Below are 17,917 nucleotides of genomic sequence, written 5' to 3' on the forward strand. Positions count from 1 at the left end.
GAGGATAGAGGCGTGAGTAATGTCACCGGCAACAACGACAGCGAATTGCGCGCGCTGATGGCGCGAGTGCCATCGGTGGAGCGCGTGCTGGCATCGGCGGCATTCGCGCCGGTCTTGGCCGCGCACGGACGCACGCAGACGCTCGCCGTGCTGCGCGCGTCGCTCGACGCATGGCGCGCCGAAGCGCAGGCGGGCCGCGCATCCGTCGAGGCACTGGCCGATGCGAGCCTCGCGGCAAGCGTCGGCGCGACGCTCGACAAGCGCGCGGAAAGCAGCGTGAAAAGCGTCTTCAATCTCACGGGCACGGTGCTGCACACGAACCTCGGCCGCGCGCTGTTGCCGGATGAAGCGCTGCGCGCCGTCGCCGAAGTCCTGACGCGGCCCGCCAATCTCGAATTCGATCTGGCGACCGGCGCGCGCGGCGACCGCGATGACCTCATCAACGAACTCATCTGTGAACTGACGGGCGCCGAAGCCGCGACGGTCGTCAACAACAACGCGGCCGCCGTGCTGCTGACGCTGTCCGCGCTGGCCGCGCGTCGCGAAGTGATCGTGTCGCGCGGCGAGCTGGTCGAGATTGGCGGCGCGTTTCGCATTCCCGACATCATGAGCCGCGCGGGCGCGAAATTGCGCGAAGTCGGCACGACCAACCGCACGCATCTGAAGGATTACGACGAAGCGATCAACGCCAGGACCGCGCTCCTGATGAAAGTGCATTGCAGCAACTACGCCGTCACGGGCTTCACCAAGGAAGTCACGCTCGCGGAACTCGCGCCGCTCGCGAGGACGCGCGGCTTGCCGGTTGTCGTGGATCTCGGCAGTGGCACGCTCGTCGATTTGGCGCAATGGGGCTTGCCGCGCGAGGCCACGGTTCGCGAGACGGTCGAGGCTGGCGCGCAACTCGTCACCTTCAGCGGCGACAAGCTGCTCGGCGGCCCGCAGGCGGGCCTGATCGTCGGTACGAAGGAACTGATCGCGAAGATCAAGAAGCATCCGCTCAAGCGTGCGCTGCGGGTCGGCAAGCTCACGCTCGCGGCGCTCGAAGCGGTGTTGCGGCTTTATCGCACGCCGGAGACGCTCGCCGAACGTCTCACCACCTTGCGCCTGCTGACGCGTCCCGCGGACGCCATGCGCCTTGCCGCCGAACGCATTCGGCCCGTTCTGCAGGCAATGACCGGTGCGGATTTCGTCGTCGCCACCGAGCCGATGTTCAGTCAGATCGGCAGCGGCGCGTTGCCGGTCGATGTCCTGCCGAGTTACGGCCTCGTCGTGCGGCTCACGAGCGGCAAGAAGGCGGGCGGCCAGTTGAATCGCATCGAGCGCAGACTGCGCGATCTGCCGCGCCCGGTCATCGGGCGCATTGCGGATAACGCGCTGTGGCTCGATCTGCGCTGTCTCGAAGCACAGGACGAAGCCGCGTTCATCGCCCAACTGGAGATGCGGGCAACGGGCCGCAACGCATGATCGTCGGCACGGCGGGGCATATCGATCACGGCAAGACGACGCTCGTGCGCGCGCTGTCGGGGGTGGATACGGATCGTCTGAAGGAAGAGAAGGCGCGTGGCATTTCCATCGAACTGGGTTATGCATACGTGCCGCTCGGCGATGGCGGCGTGCTCGGCTTCATCGACGTGCCGGGGCACGAAAAGCTCGTGCATACGATGGCCGCGGGCGCATGCGGCATCGACTTCGCGCTCGTCGTGATCGCCGCCGACGATGGCGTTATGCCGCAAACGCGCGAACATCTTGCGATTCTTCAGTTGCTCGGCGTGAAAGACGGCGCAGTGGCGGTGACGAAATCTGATCGTGTCGATGCCGCGCGCCTGAACGAAGTCCATGCCGAAATCGCCGCGCTGCTGGCCGGCACCGCTTTGCAAGACGCACCGCTCTTTAACATCAACGCCACGCGCGATGACGACTCCGGCGTGGCCGCGCTGAACGCGCATCTGCACGATGTCGCCATGCACTGGCGCGCGCGCCGCGACGACGGCTTCTTTCGTTTGGCCGTGGACCGCGTGTTCACGCTCGCGGGCCAGGGCACGGTGGCGACCGGCACGGTGTTCGCGGGGCAGACGAAGGTTGGCGACACGCTGGCGCTCGCGCCGCGCGAGGGCGAGGCGCCGGTTCGTGTGCGCAGCATTCACGCGCAGAATCGCGCTTCGGAGACGGGGCGCGCGGGCGAGCGCTGTGCGCTCAATCTCGCGGGCATCGAGAAGGACACGCTGTCGCGCGGCGACTGGATTCTCGATGCGCGTCTCGCGCGAGCGTCCGAGCGAATCGACGTCGAACTCACGCTTCTCGCCGATGCCTCGCCGGCGCTCACGCACTGGAGCCCGCTGCATGTACATCTGGGCACGATGCACCGCGTCGCGCACATCGCCTTGCTCGACGGCGAAACGCTCGCGGCCGGGCAGACGGCGCGCGTGCAACTCGTATTCGATAGGCCGGTTTGCGCGCTGCCGGGCGACCGCTTCATCGTTCGCAATGCGCAGGCGGATAAAACGGTAGGCGGCGGGCGTGTGCTCGACCCGTTTGCGCCCGCACGCAAGCGCCGCACGCCGCAGCGCCACGCGTGGCTCGATGCGCTCACCGCGATGCTCGACACCGGCGCCATCGACGAACTCTTCGCGCAGTCGCCGTATGGCTTGCCGCGCTCGCTCGTCGAGCATCTTGCAGGTCGAACGCTTGGATCGATGACCCAGCCCGACGGTCTGCGCAGCATACCCATCCACGACGATGCGCTCTTGATCAGCGTCGCGCGATGGGACGCGTTGCACGCGTGTCTGACGGATGCACTCGCCGCCTTCCACGAACGCTTTGCGGACGAGCAAGGCCCGGATACCGCGCGCCTGCGCCGCATGGCCGCGCCGCTCGCGCCCGAAGCGCTGTGGCGCGCGCTCATCGACGACGCCGTGACGCTAGGCACGATTGCGCGAAGCGGTCCGTGGCTGCATTTGCCATCGCATACGGTTACGCTCGATGCCGCCGAGGACGCGCTGGCCCGCGTCGTGCTCTCATCGATCGAGGAAGGCCGCTTCGACCCGCCGTGGGTCAGGGATTTGGCCACCACGCATGGCGTGCCCGAAGACGCGGTGCGGCGTCTGTTGCGCAAGCTCTCGCGCCGTGGCGATGTCTTTCAGGTGGTGCGCGACTTGTTTTACGGACGCGCGTCCATTGCAGCACTTGCACGGCTGGCTGCCGAACATGCAAACGCGAACGGTGCGATAGGCGCGGCCGCATTTCGCGATGCCAGCGCGCTCGGCCGCAAACGCGCGATCCAGGTTTTGGAGTTCTTCGACAGGGTTGGGTACACTCGGTTTCACCGCGACCTTCATCTGTTGCGAACCGACAGCCGCTGGCACGAATCCGTCTGACTATCGAACGTCGAGTTACGACGTGGAGACCTTCGCGGCGCAGGCTGTCGCGTGAAATCCGATGGAGCATTCCTACTACAAGCTCTTGCATCTTCTGTCGAGCCATCCCGAATGGACGCTCGTGGTAGTGCTGCTTGCGTCGTTTCTGGAGTCGCTCGCATTCATTGGCACCTTCATTCCGGGCAGCACGGCCATGTTCATCGCGGGCGCGCTCGTCGGAACCGGCGCGCTGAATCTCGGCTGGGTGATGGTCTGCGCGGTCGTTGGCGCCATTGCGGGCGACGCGGTCAGCTTCTGGTTCGGCAAGCGCTATGCAACGAGCATTGCGCAGATGTGGCCGTTTCGGGCGCATCCCGGCGCACTCGTCGCCGGCCGAAGATACTTCGACAAACACGGCGCGAAGAGCGTGGTGCTCGCGCGTTTCGTTGGACCGATGCGCGCGGTGGTGCCGGTCGTCGCTGGCGTCGCGGGCATGACGCCCGCGCGCTTTCTGGCGGTCAACATCATTTCCGCGCTGATCTGGGCGCCGCTGCACATCCTGCCGGGCGTGGTCTTCGGAGCTTCGATCGAACTGGCGGGCGCGGTATCGATCCGGCTCGTGGTGATCCTCGTCATCCTCGCGGCGCTTGCGTGGCTCGTGTTCAATCTCGCGCGCGTGGTGATTTCGCATGCGAAGGAATGGACGTTCGCCTCGCGCGACATGTTGCTTGCGACCTGCCAGCAACGCCGTGGTCTGGCCGCGCGGATGCTCGCACGCGCGCTCGATCCGGGCAATCCGGCGACCGGGCTCATCGTGATGATCTCCGCGCTGCTGCTCGTCTCGGCGGTCGCGTTCTTCTACGTGCTGTCGGGCGTGGCGCGCGGCAGTTCGCTCGTGCAGGTGGATACCTCCATCTTCCGGCTGTTGCAGTCGTTCCGTTCGACCTGGGCCGATTCCATCCTCGATGCCGCCGCCACGCTCGGCAGCACGCCGACGCTCGCCGCGCTCGCCGTAACGGTCGTCGTGTGGATGGTGTTCGAGCGGCGCTGGCGCACGGTCACGTACTGGCTCGTCGCCGTCGTGTTTTCGCAATTGCTGGTGCTCGCGATCCGCTTCACCGCGCGCGATCCGATGCTCGTCACGCTCGCGCCCGCCGACCATTCTTTTCTGAGCAGTCACGTCTCGGCCACGGTCGTGATCTACGGCTTTCTCGCGTTCTTGCTGCTGCGGCGCGTCGGCACCATTTCGGGCGTGTTGATCGCGACGGCGACATCGGCGATCGTCACGGCCGTCGCGCTCGCCGGGTTGTACTTCGGCCGCTTCACCATTTCCGCCGTGCTCGGCAGCGTCGCGCTCGCGGCCATCTGGGTGTTTCTGATCGCGCTCACGGCGGTGTGGCGCAATCCCGGCAAACCGAAGCCGCGTCCGTGGATGCCGTTCGCGGTGCTGGCCGTCATCTGCGCAAGCGTGGCGTTGCAGTTGAGCGATTCATCCGAGGCGCACAGCGCGCCGCCCGTCACGGTCGTCATCACGCCGATTCAATGGACCGATACCTTCTGGCGCACGTTCTCGTGCTACCGGTCGGCCATGGATGGCGACCGTCGCGAGCCGATCACCGTGCAATGGGCGGCCACGCCCGCGCAAATTCGCGCGCAACTGACGAGCCGCGGCTGGACCGAGGTGTCGGGCGTGTCGGTGAAGAGCGTGATGTCGGTGGTGTCGCCCAACGCACCGGCGGTCGCCTTGCCCGCGCTGCCGCGTCTGAACAACGGCGAGCCGTCGAAGCTCGTGTTCACGCGATCCCATCTCGGCCCGCAGGAGCGCGACGTCCTGCGTTTTTGGCCCACGAACTACGCGCTAGGCATGGGCGCCCGCGCGCAGCCCATGCCGATCTGGCTCGGGTCCGTGGTCCATGAGCGCATCAGGCGACCGACCTGGCCGTTCAACGTGCTGCGCCCGGACTTGCGTGGCGACCCGATGGCGTTCGACCGTGGCGCGGGTTCGCCGTGGGGCGGCATTGAAATTGCGAATAGCGCGGGGTGCGGCGGCATTCCCGTGATGCTCGTCGAATCGCGGGCCGATTGAGCGCGTCCGGCCGCGAGACCACAGACCACAACGAACCGAGGAAGACGCGTGATTCAGATACCGCCATCGGCGATTGCGCAGTGGGGCGGGGCGGCGGTGTTCGCCAATGTGCTGCTGACGCGGCTCGGTGTGCCGCTGCCTTCCGCGCCGTTGCTGCTGTTCGCGGGAACGGCTGTCGCGAACGGGCGGCTCTCGTTCGTCTCCGTGCTGGTGGCTGCCGTGGCGGGCGCGCTCATCGGCGACGGTGTGTGGTTTGCGGCGGGACGCATCCACGGGCGCAAGCTCATTGCCGCGCTTTCGCGTCGCTCCTATGCGATCGACAACGGCATGCGTACGACCGGCGCTCTTTTCGAGCGGCATGGCGCGCCTATCGTCGCGGTATCGAAGTTCATACCGGGACTCGGACTCGTCACGCCGCCCTTGATGGGTACGACGCAAATCGACGTGCCCGCGTTCTTTCTTTGGGATACGGGTGGGATCGTCGCGTGGGCTGCGTTCTGGCTGCTGGGCGGCGCGCTCTTTCAGCGGCAACTGCAATGGACGCTGATGGAGTTGCATCTGCATGGCGCGACGGTGATCGACCTGCTGGTGGTGCTCGCGCTGATCTTCTTCGCGTACCGTCTGTTACGCCGCAAGCCGCCGCACCAGCCAAGCGACAAGAGCGGTTAATGGCCGGTGCGCCGGCAAGTATGCGAATTACGCATCACCGCTATAATCGCGGCGCGCCTGGTCGAAGTGTTGCCAGCGTGCTGAGTTCTCCGCAGGAAGGCATTCGTATCCGGTGGTACGGCCGGGCTTCAAACCCGGTTGGGGATGTCAGACATTCCCAGGTCGGTTCGACTCCGGCTGCCTTCCGCCAATGCCTTTCCTCGCGCCTCTTTGCGTGCCGTTAGCGACGCTCGTACGACAACGTCGCCGGATCGCTGTTTCTGAAGACCGCAAACCACGGATCGACGAGGCCTCCGCCAACCGGAACGACGACGTCGCATTTCTTCGTGCGCGTGTCGCATCGGCGCAATTCGCCTGTCGTCTCCGCTGCGCTCCCAGAGATCGGAATGTACAGCTTTCCTTCGGGACCGAAGATCAGTGCCTGCGCGGATGCTCGCGGTTTATCGAAGTCGGATAGCGGCAAGGAGTCGACGACTTTCCCGCTCCTCACGTCGAACTTCAGAATGCGGTCGACGTTGTTCTTATCCAGCGGATCGGCGCTGCTGGTGGTATCGCGAAAACTCGTGACCCAAAGGTAGCCCTTGTCGTCGAACACCAAGCCTTCTGGCCGATGGAATCCGAACTTCAAGCCCTGACTTTGCACCGATGCATTGGTCGCAATTACCTTGTCCAGTTTATGGGTGTAGGGATTGAAGCGAAGGATGTACGCGAGCAGCGATAAGGGGTCCGTCGGCGCCACCGCCGGACAGCCGCGCGCCGCGACATACAGCATGCCGCCCGGCCCGAACACGACGCCACGCGGATAGAAACCCGCCGCGAACCCGCCCCGGTCCAGCGTGCGAACGAACGCGCCCGATTCGCTGTATTCCCGCACATCGCCTTCGTCCACCTTCGTGCAAGTTTGCCCGCTCTTGATGACGTTCGCGACGTAGTAATGGTCCGGCTGATAACCGTAATGCCAGTCGCGCGTGCCGCCGCCGAAAACGATGCCCTGCGGCGCATAAGGTACGTTTCGCGATTTTGGATTCACGAGGTACTGCTCGAACATGCCCGTGCGCCCATTCAGCTTGATGACGTCGCCGCTCGCCGTAGGATCGATGCTGAAGTTTTGAATGCTGGCGATCAAGGAGGCGTCGTTGAAGATGATGCCCATGACGCCGTTCAACTCGGCACCGAAGGTAGAAGATGCGAAAACGCGCACGGCTCCGGTACGGAGGTCGACCTGCTTGATGGTGTCATCGTTCGTGTCATTCGGGTCGCCGATATCGCCGACGAAGATGCTCTCGGTTCTGTTGCCGCCTCCTCGCGAGAACGAGTCATCGGCTTGCGCCCAATGCGTCGTGAACATGCCGCCCGCGACGGCCGCACCCAAAAGTAAAGAACGAAGAATCTTCGACGCGAATACCGCTTTTGCGTGCCGTGTCTCACTTGAGACCGGGAAAGCTGGTTTCATTGTCGCCTCCATGGATGAGCTTGATGTGTTCCTCGTATGCGCCACGGTCCGATCGCGCATCTGTGTCGCGACATGTGTGTACGGCCGTGGCTTTCATCGACGTCGCGTGCGGCGTCTGGTCTTGCTGAATTGCGCGGACAAAAGGAGAGGCGTGCTCGTGTCCATCGAGCAGCATGAATTCGTTTGGAGTCTGAAATATACCGAACGGTCGGATGCGCGGTTGCTTTTTGGCGCGCGCTGGGACGCTGGCGATGACCTGACTTAGCATAGTCGGAACGAAGCGGAATGCAAGGCAATGACAAGACGCTCGTCGGATGCGTCCGGTGGGTTTCGGGCACAGCCAATTCAGCGCGAATCTTCGAGCCATGCGGAATTCACAATTCAGACTTGCTTTGACCTCTGTATAGATTTTGGCTAACATCCAATCACTTGGTGTGTTCGTTTCGGGTTTTTGCAGCTCTCGTCCGCGCTTGAAAGTGCATATGCACTTTAGCCGGCCAACCTGGAACGGACGTGCTTAACCACGAAACAGGAGAGGCATCATGGGACAGCAACGAATTTTGGTTACGGCAGCGGCGGGCAAGACGGGCGTGCATACCGTTCAGAACCTCCTCGACAGCGGACATGCAGTCCGCGCGCTCGTGCGAACAGTGGATGCGCGCAGCGAGGCGCTTCGGCAGGCCGGGGCGGAAGTCGTCGTCGGAGACTTGCTCTCGCATGACGACGCCATTCGTGCGACGGATGGCGTCTCAGCCGCGTATCTCTGTTTTCCCGTGCGTCCGGGCTTTATCCAGGCGACCGCCTATTTCGCCGATGCAGCGCGTCGCAATGGACTCGATGTCGTCGTCAACATGTCGCAAATCTCCGCGCGAGAAGATTCGAAGAGCCACGCTGCGCGCGACCATTGGATTGCCGAGAGAGTGCTCGACTGGTCGGGCGTGCCGACGGTGCATATCCGTCCGACGTTTTTCTCCGAGTGGATGGTTTTTCCGTGGGTGCTCGATACGATCGTGCAGGACGGCAAGATTGCGCTGCCATTCGGCAACGGACGTCACGCGCCGATTGCCGCCGAAGATCAGGCGCGCTTCATCGCGACAGTGCTCGCGAAACCCGCAGGTCATATCGGCAAGACGTACGAGCTTTGCGGTCCCATCGAGCTGAGTCAGAAGGAAATTGCCGAGAAGATCGGCGCGGTGCTCGATCGCAAAGTCGTCTACGACCCGATGACGCTCGACGCTTATCGCGAGCATCTGAGCCAATACAAGTTGCCCGAATTCATGATCCAGCATTTCATCGAAGTGGCGGTGGACTATCAGAACGGCGTATTCGAAGGGCGCGACGAGATCATCGGCCGGGTCACCGGGAAGGCGCCGCAGACCGTCGAGGAGTTTGTGGAAGCCAATCGGGCTGCGTTCGAAAAGCGCGGCATTTAAGGCGCGTGCTCTGTAGCGTTGCCGTGGCGCGTTTAGTGTAAGAGCGCGTCACCGGCCCGCTTCAGCATCACGGACGTGTGCCGTTTGCAGATGTTCTCTGCATTAACGCGTCGCATGCGTTCCGACCCGTAGCGGTCTTTGGGTACGCTGGCTTATTCGCTGCAGAGCGCGTACCGCGTCGTCCGCGCCATGTACGGCCGAATAGCTTGAGTTTTGCAACCGGTCTAAATCGTTACCGGCCGACTGGCAGCGCAACGTATATGCGTCTTGCCAAACGACAGACATATTTAGGACGTTTAATAAAGTATCTTTCGTGCAGCTTGGTTACGATTGGGGTTCCGCTTGCTTTCGAACGACCGAGCCTGGTGGCTCCGGTTGTCGACAGCTTAAGTATCTGGCGACAGCATGTTTGCTGAAAGCGGACTGTCGCCCCACATAACCAGAAAAGGTTTGAAATGATCAAGATCGATCGCATTGCACTGGCACAATCGAATATCGCTGGCGGCGCTGTGAAGCAGGGCACGGGCACTGGCCCGTACTCGCCGAGCACGCCTGCCGCACCGACGCAAACGGGCACTGCCAGTTCCGTCATCATCGTCAACGGTCAGACGGTCATCAGTCAAAGCGTCACGTTCTAACGAACGCTGCGGCTGACAGTCGACAAAGGCGGATCGCACGATCCGCCTTCGTTCGAGTGTGTAACTGCCGTTTAACCTGCCTGCGCGGGTTGTACGCTGTCTTTCTGCCTGCGCTGCAGTTCCTGCGTCGTCTCGCCTTGACCGTTCGGCAACCAACCCGGCGGGCGAAGCACGAAGGACACGGCATCCGAAACGCGCTTTGCACCGGCCATGTCTTTTCCAAGGCTCACCCAGTGCTCCGTCTCCACGACAATCGGGTTATGCGAAGTGGTCGGCGTTGTCAGGCCGTAGCGGCAGGGTTCATCGGCGCGTTCCTCCACGTAAGTGCCGAACAGCCGGTCGAAGATAATCAGCACACCGCCGAAGTTGGCATCGAGGTAAGTGGCATTCGAAGCATGATGAACTCGGTGTGAAGAAGGCGTGTTGAACACGTATTCGAGCCAGCCGAGCTTGGGTATCCACGTAGCGTGCAACCAGAACTGATAGAGCAGATTGATGGACACGACGGCTATCACCACTTCCGGTTTGACGCCGAGCCACGAGAGCGGCGTGAAGAAGATGGCCGAACCCGTGAGCTTGGTGGTCCAGCCGAGCCGATAAGCGGATGACAACGTCAACTGGTTCGGCGAGTGATGAACCGCGTGGCTCGCCCAGAAGAAGCGCACCGTATGCGCTATGCGGTGATACCAGTAGTAGCAGAACTCCTGGCCAATGAAGAGCAGGAAGATCGTCAGCATGTCGTTGGTCGCGACGGTATGAATACGGTGTTCCCACGCGAAATGAAACACAGGCGTTGCTAGCGAAAGCGGCAAGAACGCGAGCAGCTTTCGGCCGATCAGATCGGCGAGCGAGATCCAGAACTCGTGCCAGTCAAACGCGCGGTCGGTGCCTTTGTACTTGCCATGCAGCACGAACGCTTCGGTCATCGATGCAACAAGCACGATGGCCATCATGTACGTCGTGATTGTGCCGATCAATTCCATGATTTCACTCGGTTCCAGTGGGTTGCGAATGAAGTCACTTTAGCGATCGACTTCGTTGAAAACCATGCAGAAGTTATTTCGCGGGATGTCACGTCAACGACCTGCACCGGGCCTGCCGAAAAATTGAATTTAGATGCGCTTGCCTTTGGACAGCCGTCTGAATGTTGCGTCGCTACAAATTTTCCATGCGGTTAATGATAACGAATCGCATTTACACTATAATGCCGGCGACAATAGAACAGACCGAACGTGCGTGAGCCTTTCGGCGTTCGCCAAAATAATCCCGCCCGGATTCCCCTTGCCCTGGGACGGTAATCGACCATCACCGACGTTCTTCCGATTCATGCCCGTGTTCCGTTCGAATTCCGCGCAGGCCTTGCCTGCCAAGGCGCTTGTTCATCGCGCCGCTATCGTTGCCGCTATTGCCGTCGTGTTTTCCGTGTCGGCCCAAGCTCAAACTGCCGACGCTCCATCCAGCACCGATAACAGTGCTTCTACCGCCAATACTTTGCCTGCGGTCAAGATTCAGGCATCGAAAGAAGCGTTGCCCGGTTCGCTCGAACCGACTTATGCAGGCGGCCAAGTCGCGCGCGGCGCAAGTTTTGGCGTGCTCGGCCAGCAGAAGATGCTCGACGTGCCGTTCAGCATGACGACTTACACGTCCAAGCTGATCGAAGATCAACAAGCGCGCACTATCGGCGACGTGCTGATGAACGACCCGTCCGTGCGCACGTCTTACGGCTTCGGCAACTTCGCCGAGACCTACGTCATTCGCGGCTTCCAGTTGCAGGGCGACGATGTGTCGCTCAACGGTCTCTATGGCATCACGCCGCGCCAGCTCGTCGCGACCGACGCGCTCGAACGCGTCGATGTCTTCAAGGGCGCAAATGCGTTTCTGAATGGCGCATCGCCGGGCGGTTCGGCGGTGGGCGGCGGTTTAAATCTGCAATTGAAGCGCGCCGACGACAAGCCGCTTACGCGCGTGACGGTGGAGGAAACCGCTTCGGGCGATTTCGGCGCGCATGTCGACGTGGGTCGCCGTTTCGGCAGCGAAGGGCAGTTCGGTATCCGCGTGAACCAGGCGAATCACGACGGCGAGACGAGTATCGACGGCGAACATCGGCGCGACAATACGACGGCCGTGTCGCTCGACTGGCGCGGCGAAAAGCTGCGTCTCTACGGCGATTTTCTGTATCAGCGCCAGCGCGTGAACGGCGGCCGGCCGACCGTCAACGACTCGGCGAATTACATCCCCGAGCCGCCCTCGGCCACGTATAACTATGCGCAGACGTGGAGCTATTCATCGCTCGAAGATACCGTCGGCATCCTGCGCGCGGAATACGATTTTCTGCCTGGCTGGACGGCTTACGTGACGGGCGGCACGCGTCACACCAACGAGCACGGGGAGTATTCGTCGCCCACGGTGAGCGCGACTGGCGTGACGGCCACGCGTCTCGGCGTGCCGCACCAGGAGGACAACACGTCGGCGGAAGCGGGTGTGCACGGTCATTTCAACACGGGACCGGTGTCGCATTTCGTGGCGGCGGGCGCGTCGATCGTACGGACGGATTCGCAGTCGGCCTACACGCTTTCCGGTTCGTTCCCGACGAGTCTGTATGACACGCCGCAAGTCGGCTATCCGGCTAACGCGTTCACGGGCGGCAATCTGCAAGATCCGCAGACCACCGCGCTGAATCTGCTGCGCAGCATTTCCGTGTCGGATACGCTCGGCTTCCTGAACGATCGCGTGCTCTTCACCATTGGCGCCCGGCACCAGGAATTGCTGTCGAATTCTTACTCGTACACCGGAGCGCAGACGGCGAACTATAACCAGTCGATCACGACGCCGGTCTTCGGCCTGGTCGTGAAGCCGTGGGAAAACGTGGCGCTGTTCGCGAATCGCAGCGAAGCACTGACCATCGGCGACACGGCGCCCAACACCGCGCTCAACTTCGGGCAGCAACTCGCGCCCGAGAAGTCGAAGCAATACGAAGTCGGCGCGAAGTACGACAACGGCAAGTACGGCGCATCGCTCGCGCTATTCCAGATCGAAAAGCCGATGACCTACACCAACACCGCGGGCTTCTTCGTCGCGGACGGTGACGAGCGCCATCGCGGCGTGGAGGCATCGGTGTACGGCGAGCCGGTAAAGGGCGTGCGCTTGATCGCGGGCGCGACTTACATCAACGCGACGCAGCAGGACACGGGCACGGCCGTGACCAACGGCAACAAGCCGATCGGCGTGCCGACCATGATGTTCAACCTGAACGCGGAATACGATGTGCCGATGCTGAACGGCCTCACGCTAACGGCGCGCTGGATCCACACGGGCTCGCAGTATCTGAACGTGAACAACACGTTGTCGATCCCGGCGTGGGATACCTTCGACCTCGGCGCGCGCTACTCGACGGCGGTTTTCGGCCGTCCGACGACCTTCCGCGCAAGCGTGCTCAACGTGGCGAACAAGTCTTATTGGTCGTCGACGAGCGGCGGGTATTTGCTGCAAGGCGCGCCGCGCACGGTGCTGTTGTCCGTGACGACGGACTTCTGATGTTCACGTAAAAACGCCGCCGGTTCGCAATGGGACCGGCGGCGTTTTCGTCTGCGCGATGCACGTCAGGCTATCAGGCGTTCAGGCACTTATGCAGCGAAACCCGGCGTAGACGTACTGGTAATGCCCTTGAAACCAGTTGCGAAAACTCGGTCTCAACATGCATGCCGCGGTACGCGGTGAGCCGCCCTTCATGATGAAGTGCTTGCCGTCGAAGAAATTAGCCGAATAGCCGAGATAGAACGGGAAGGGCTCGAAGCCTTCGAGCGGCCCGAATACCGTCGAGGTCCATTCCCAGCCATTGCCGAACTGGCCTTCGACGCCAAAGCCGCTGCGATTCTCCGGATAGGCCTGCACGGGTGAGGGATCCCAGCGCCGGAAGTCGAAGTTGCCTTCTACTTCATGCGGCGCGCCTTCCGCCGCGCGCTGCCATTGCGCCTCGCTCGGCAGCGCCTTGCCGGCCCAGCGCGCATAGGCGTTCGCCTCGGCATAACTCACGTACACCGGCCAGTCGAGCGGCAACTCGATTTCCTCGAACATCGTGCGCAGTCGCCAGCCATCGGAGCTGTCGCTTTCGGCGGGAATCCAGAACGCCGGATGCGCCACGCGTTGCTCCTCCTTCCACGCCCAGTCGGCATCGGTCCAATAGGCACGATTCCAATAGCCGCCGGCATCGATGAAGCGCAAATAGTCGCCGTTCGTCACCATGTGGCGGTCGATCTCGAACGCAGGCACGTCCACGCGAACCTGGCCGAACTCGTTGTCCCAACCGAACATGCCGCCTTCGCGTGTCAGCCCCAGTGTCGCCGTTCCGGCCGGCACGCTCACCGTCTCGTGGGAAAGTTCACGTTCGGAGTTTCGCTGCGAAATCGCATTGGCCGGCGCGATTTTTCTATCGACTGGCAATTGATGCAGCATGTAGGCAAGCGTTTCGGCGTGCATCAGCCGATGTTCGATTGCGACCTCCAGCAACTGCGCGGGCGATTCGTCGGCGGAAAGCGGCCGTGCGGCGATGGTCACCGGATCGAATTGCGCGTCGATATCCGCGCGCACGCGGTCGCGATACGCCCGCACTTCGGCGAGCGTGGGCCAGTCGGCGGGCTGATCGGTGGGCAAGCCGCCATCGACCGGATCGATGCCGAAAGCAAAGAGTTGGTCGTAGGCAGGATTGAAGTCCGGCAGGTCGAAGAGCCGTTTGTCGAGCAGATTACGGTCGAAGGCTTCGAGATGCCCGATGTAGAAAACGATGCGATGCCGTTCGGCAATCGGCCGGTCGTAAAGATGCTCCGGCTTGACGATATCGAACAATTCGTCGGTCACGCGACGCGCCTCGGCGAGCCGGTCGAGCAACGGGTGACGCAGGGAAGGTTCGCGATTCATGTCGCCCAATCTCCGTGGCTTGGCCAATCAGAAAGATTAAAGCGTAGCGAACCGCGTGCCAACTGAAAAATCCACGCGGTTTATGCGCGTTTTGTCTAACAATCGCGGCGCAAGGCGCGCCGCGCAAGGCTTTGCGTCAGATGCTGCGCAGGCGTTCGAAATCGTTGATGCGAATGGATTTGCCCTTCGCTTCGATGAGGCCGAGCTTGTCGAAACGCGAGAGCGTGCGGCTCACGGTTTCAAGCGTCATGCCGAGATAGCTGCCGATATCGTCCCGCGTCATGCGCAACGTGAACTCCGCCGTGGCATACCCCCGCTTGGCGAGCCGCATGGATAGATCGAGCAGCAAGCGTGCAACGCGCTCTTCGGCGCGCAGCAGGCCGAGTTGCAGGACATGATCCGCCTCGCGATTGATAGCCTGTCCGAGCATGCGAAGCATCCGCTTTTGCAGGGTGTCGGTTTCGCGGCACATGCGCTCGAAAAGCGCATACGGAATGACACACACGGAACTGTCTTCGAGCGCGATTGCGTCGCAGGCATGCTCGCCTTCGCCGATACCGTCGAGCCCGAGCGCGTCGCCCGCCAGCAAGAGGCCCGTGACCTGTTCGCGTCCGCCTTCGCGGATGACCACGGTCTTGATCGACCCCGAGCGCAACGCGAACAGCGAATCGAACGGAGTGCCCGCACGGTAGAGCGCTTCGCCACGCCGCACCGAACGCGTAACCGAGATCACATGTTCGAGCTTGGCGATGTCACGAGCGTTCAGGCCTTCGGGCATGCAGAGATGGCGCATGGCGCAGGTCGAGCACTGAGCCAGATTGCGCCGTGAGGGAAAAATGTCGGACATGGCGGCCGCTTTTGTTGATGGATGACAAAAACCATTGTCCCATCGCGGGATTGTTAACCCTGGCGACAAAATGCCGCGCATCCGTTTGCGCTAGTCCATGGTCAGGCGCTCTCGTCGCCTTCCGCGCTGGCTGCCGAGGGAATCAGCAGAACGGGCAGCGTGGCTTGCCGCAGGCATCGCTCAGCAACGCTGCCAAGAAGCAGGCGCTGAAAGCCTTTGCGTCCGTGCGTGCCCATGATCAGCACATCGGCGTTGAAGTCGACGGCGGCCTTGGTGATAAGCATCGCAATGTCGTCGCTCGCGGTGGCCTCGACGGTCACGACCTGACCTTCGATGCCGCGTTGCCTGAGCGCGTCCGCCGCCTGTCGAGCAAGGTTGGAGCCTTCCTCCGCCAGCGTTTTCTGCAACTGGCTCGGATCGTAGCCGGGCACGTCGAAATACACGGCCCCGCTCTCGACGACGTAATACGGCTGCACGACGGCCTGATGCGTGACAGCGAGATCGAGCGCGATTTCGAAGGCGCGCTGTGAAGTCCGGCTTCCGTCGATGGCGACGACAATGCGTTTGAACATGACGTTTTCCTCATTCCCGGTCGATGTTCACCGTGGATTGCACGGCGAGAAGGCGCTTCCAGCATAGCGCGCGAGTAGTCCGAAGACGTGCGGTTAATTTTGCGCTGAGTCGATCTGCCGCAAGCTAACCCGTACAATTCGTCTTTCTGACATCAGCGCCCGCTTAAAAATTCCATGGGCGTTCCTCCGACTCGTTTTCCCAGCCCGCCGCATGACCGAAACCCAGCCGCCAGCACTCGCCTTCAGAACCGCGCTTTACGCGATGCTCGGCATCGGACTCGTCAACATGCTCGTGGCGCTCGATCAGACCGTGGTGAGCACCGCGCTGCCGTCTATCGTCGCGGAACTGCACGGCTTCGAGTATTACGCGTGGATCGCGAGCGCGTATCTGCTGGCGTCGGTGGTGACGGTGCCCGTGTTCGGACGTCTCGGCGATTACTTCGGGCGCAAGCGTTTCGTGATCGCCGCGGTGATCACGTTCACCGTGGCGTCGGTGCTGTGCGGACTCGCGCCGGACATGCTGTTTCTCGCGCTTGCGCGCGGCTTGCAGGGCGTGGGCGGCGGCATGATGGTCGGCACCGCGTTCGCCGCGATCCCCGATCTCTTCCCCGATCCGCGTGCCCGCGTGCGCTGGCAGGTGGTGCTGGCGGCGGCATACGGCATAGGCACGGCGGCGGGGCCGTCGCTCGGCGGCTGGATGAGTCAGCACTGGGGCTGGCGCTCGACCTTTCTCGTGAACTTGCCGGTCGGCGCGCTGGCGCTGTACTTCATCTGGGCGCATTTGCCGAATCTGCATCGGCCGCGTGAAGGTGGCGTGAAGATCGACTGGCCCGGCGCCGTGCTCGTCGCGCTCGTGCTCGGCGGTTTCCAGGCGTTGATCGAGGCACTGCCGAAGGGCGGACTGTCGGCTGGCAATCTCGCGCTCGGCGGCGCGGTGATCGTGGGCGCGGCGGCGCTTCTGATTTGCGAGCGGCGCGCGACGCATCCGATCATCCCGCTCGATATTTTTCGTGAGCCACAACTCGTCACGTTGTTCACGCTGTCGTTCCTCGCCGGCTTCGTCATGTTCTCGCTGATCTTCTTCGCGCCGCTTCTGCTGCAGGGCGGCTTCGGCCTTTCGCCGCAGGAGGCGGGGTTGCTCGCCACGCCGATTGCCGCGTGCATTGCGCTTGGCAGCTTCATCAACACGCGTATCGTCATTCATTTGAGCAAGCCGACGATGATCCTCACCATCGGCTTCACGCTGCTGATGCTGGCGTCGGTGGCGCTTGCCTTCGCGCAGGAAACGACGCCCTATTTGTATATCGAGCTGCCGATGGGCGCGGTCGGCATTGGTTTGGGCTTCGTGCTCAACAACATGAACATCTTCGGGCAGGAGATCGCGGGGCGCGAGCGTTTCGGCATCACAACGGCGCTCTTGCAGTCCACACGCATGGTCGGCGGCATGCTCGGAACGAGTATCGTCGGGACGATCGTCGCGCATCATTACGCGAGCGTGGTTTCACGCACGATCAGCGTTCTGGGTACGAGCGCGGCGTCGCAGTGGCGGCCGCGTTTTATCGACCCGCGCATTCTCGTCGATGAAGCGTTGCGCGACACATTGCTGTCCGAACTGCGCACGGCCGGGCTCGATGCTCCCGCGCTCTTCGATGCCGCCCGCGACGCGCTCGTGCAGTCCATTCACATCGGCGTGATGTTGACCGCAGTGGCCGCGCTGGTGGCGGCGTTGCTCGTGCGGCGGATTTCGCATATCACTTTTCGGCGGGCTGGGGCTTCGGCGAAAGACGCGGCGTAAGGCGCGGCGGTCAGGCTGAACGGCTGCCGCGCTTTAGTACGATCGGCTGCGCCTTCCACGGTTTGGTACCTTTCTGGCGCCAGTGTGCTAGCTTTTCGACGCGATCACCGCAGCTACGACACGCGTCGCTCATGCATTCGCGGAACGCTTCCCTCGC

At 62.6% G+C, this 17,917-nt stretch carries 13 protein-coding genes and 1 tRNA gene; 9 read left to right on the top strand and 5 right to left on the bottom strand.

Going from position 1 to position 17,917, the window contains the following annotated elements; all coding sequences use genetic code 11:
* The first annotated feature begins 12 nt into the window (after window positions 1–12).
* The 5 genes from selA to ACYQ47_RS01455 all read left to right on the top strand — a co-directional run bounded on the left by selA (window position 13) and on the right by ACYQ47_RS01455 (window position 6,298).
* Entirely contained in the window at window positions 13–1,464 is a 1,452-nt protein-coding gene (gene selA / locus ACYQ47_RS01435; RefSeq protein WP_459904260.1) for an L-seryl-tRNA(Sec) selenium transferase, read from the top strand.
* On the top strand, window positions 1,461–3,374 hold the full coding sequence (gene selB, locus ACYQ47_RS01440; RefSeq protein WP_459904261.1) for a selenocysteine-specific translation elongation factor: 1,914 nt from the start codon (window positions 1,461–1,463) through the stop codon (window positions 3,372–3,374). The genes selA and selB overlap by 4 nt, the downstream gene beginning before the upstream one ends.
* A 61-nt stretch (window positions 3,375–3,435) precedes the next feature.
* The gene (locus tag ACYQ47_RS01445) at window positions 3,436–5,439 is read left to right on the top strand and encodes a bifunctional DedA family/phosphatase PAP2 family protein (protein ID WP_459904263.1); all 2,004 of its coding nucleotides are present in this window, start codon (window positions 3,436–3,438) and stop codon (window positions 5,437–5,439) included.
* 48 nt (window positions 5,440–5,487) lie between these two features.
* Window positions 5,488–6,108 (top strand): DedA family protein, encoded by a 621-nt coding sequence (locus tag ACYQ47_RS01450; RefSeq protein ID WP_459904264.1) that lies wholly within the window; start codon window positions 5,488–5,490, stop codon window positions 6,106–6,108.
* A 94-nt stretch (window positions 6,109–6,202) separates the two neighbouring features.
* Window positions 6,203–6,298 (top strand) — tRNA-Sec (locus ACYQ47_RS01455).
* A gap of 30 nt (window positions 6,299–6,328) precedes the next feature.
* On the opposite strand, the gene ACYQ47_RS01460 is transcribed toward ACYQ47_RS01455, so the two are convergent.
* Window positions 6,329–7,561, bottom strand: coding sequence for a hypothetical protein (locus ACYQ47_RS01460; protein WP_459904266.1), 1,233 nt, complete (start codon window positions 7,559–7,561; stop codon window positions 6,329–6,331).
* A 542-nt stretch (window positions 7,562–8,103) separates the two neighbouring features.
* On the opposite strand from ACYQ47_RS01460, the gene ACYQ47_RS01465 reads away from it, so the two are divergent.
* Window positions 8,104–8,994, top strand: a complete 891-nt coding sequence (locus ACYQ47_RS01465; protein ID WP_459904267.1) for an NmrA family NAD(P)-binding protein — start codon at window positions 8,104–8,106, stop codon at window positions 8,992–8,994.
* A 455-nt stretch (window positions 8,995–9,449) separates the two neighbouring features.
* The gene (locus tag ACYQ47_RS01470; protein WP_250466609.1) at window positions 9,450–9,632 is read left to right on the top strand and encodes a hypothetical protein; all 183 of its coding nucleotides are present in this window, start codon (window positions 9,450–9,452) and stop codon (window positions 9,630–9,632) included.
* Window positions 9,633–9,703: 71 nt separating this feature from the next.
* Here ACYQ47_RS01470 and ACYQ47_RS01475 read toward each other — a convergent pair whose 3' ends face one another.
* Window positions 9,704–10,615 (bottom strand): sterol desaturase family protein, encoded by a 912-nt coding sequence (locus ACYQ47_RS01475; protein ID WP_459904268.1) that lies wholly within the window; start codon window positions 10,613–10,615, stop codon window positions 9,704–9,706.
* Between the two features lie 343 nt (window positions 10,616–10,958).
* On the opposite strand from ACYQ47_RS01475, the gene ACYQ47_RS01480 reads away from it, so the two are divergent.
* Entirely contained in the window at window positions 10,959–13,166 is a 2,208-nt protein-coding gene (locus tag ACYQ47_RS01480; RefSeq protein WP_309960906.1) for a TonB-dependent receptor, read from the top strand.
* Window positions 13,167–13,247: 81 nt separating this feature from the next.
* Here ACYQ47_RS01480 and ACYQ47_RS01485 read toward each other — a convergent pair whose 3' ends face one another.
* The 3 genes from ACYQ47_RS01485 to ACYQ47_RS01495 form a co-directional block, all read right to left on the bottom strand.
* Window positions 13,248–14,546: an SUMF1/EgtB/PvdO family nonheme iron enzyme gene (locus ACYQ47_RS01485; protein ID WP_459904269.1), complete on the bottom strand. Its 1,299-nt coding sequence runs from the start codon at window positions 14,544–14,546 to the stop codon at window positions 13,248–13,250.
* A gap of 136 nt (window positions 14,547–14,682) precedes the next feature.
* The gene (locus ACYQ47_RS01490; RefSeq protein WP_244828680.1) at window positions 14,683–15,393 is read right to left on the bottom strand and encodes a helix-turn-helix domain-containing protein; all 711 of its coding nucleotides are present in this window, start codon (window positions 15,391–15,393) and stop codon (window positions 14,683–14,685) included.
* Between the two features lie 101 nt (window positions 15,394–15,494).
* Window positions 15,495–15,965 carry a universal stress protein gene (locus ACYQ47_RS01495; RefSeq protein WP_459904270.1) on the bottom strand — a complete coding sequence of 157 codons (471 nt, stop codon included), beginning with the start codon at window positions 15,963–15,965 and terminating at the stop codon, window positions 15,495–15,497.
* A 211-nt stretch (window positions 15,966–16,176) separates the two neighbouring features.
* On the opposite strand from ACYQ47_RS01495, the gene ACYQ47_RS01500 reads away from it, so the two are divergent.
* Entirely contained in the window at window positions 16,177–17,760 is a 1,584-nt protein-coding gene (locus tag ACYQ47_RS01500) for an MFS transporter (protein ID WP_459904271.1), read from the top strand.
* Window positions 17,761–17,917: the final 157 nt, after the last annotated feature.

The organism is Caballeronia sp. HLA56, assembly GCF_054655155.1.

Excerpts from the sequence above, each read along its gene's own strand:
- selB (WP_459904261.1), top strand. The coding sequence starts at position 1,461 with ATGATCGTCGGCACGGCGGGGCATATCGATCACGGCAAGACGACGCTC.
- ACYQ47_RS01445 (WP_459904263.1), top strand. The coding sequence starts at position 3,436 with ATGGAGCATTCCTACTACAAGCTCTTGCATCTTCTGTCGAGCCATCCC.
- ACYQ47_RS01460 (WP_459904266.1), bottom strand. The coding sequence starts at position 7,561 with ATGAAACCAGCTTTCCCGGTCTCAAGTGAGACACGGCACGCAAAAGCG.
- ACYQ47_RS01465 (WP_459904267.1), top strand. The coding sequence starts at position 8,104 with ATGGGACAGCAACGAATTTTGGTTACGGCAGCGGCGGGCAAGACGGGC.
- ACYQ47_RS01470 (WP_250466609.1), top strand. The coding sequence starts at position 9,450 with ATGATCAAGATCGATCGCATTGCACTGGCACAATCGAATATCGCTGGC.
- ACYQ47_RS01475 (WP_459904268.1), bottom strand. The coding sequence starts at position 10,615 with ATGGAATTGATCGGCACAATCACGACGTACATGATGGCCATCGTGCTT.
- ACYQ47_RS01480 (WP_309960906.1), top strand. The coding sequence starts at position 10,959 with ATGCCCGTGTTCCGTTCGAATTCCGCGCAGGCCTTGCCTGCCAAGGCG.
- ACYQ47_RS01485 (WP_459904269.1), bottom strand. The coding sequence starts at position 14,546 with ATGAATCGCGAACCTTCCCTGCGTCACCCGTTGCTCGACCGGCTCGCC.
- ACYQ47_RS01490 (WP_244828680.1), bottom strand. The coding sequence starts at position 15,393 with ATGTCCGACATTTTTCCCTCACGGCGCAATCTGGCTCAGTGCTCGACC.
- ACYQ47_RS01495 (WP_459904270.1), bottom strand. The coding sequence starts at position 15,965 with ATGTTCAAACGCATTGTCGTCGCCATCGACGGAAGCCGGACTTCACAG.
- ACYQ47_RS01500 (WP_459904271.1), top strand. The coding sequence starts at position 16,177 with ATGACCGAAACCCAGCCGCCAGCACTCGCCTTCAGAACCGCGCTTTAC.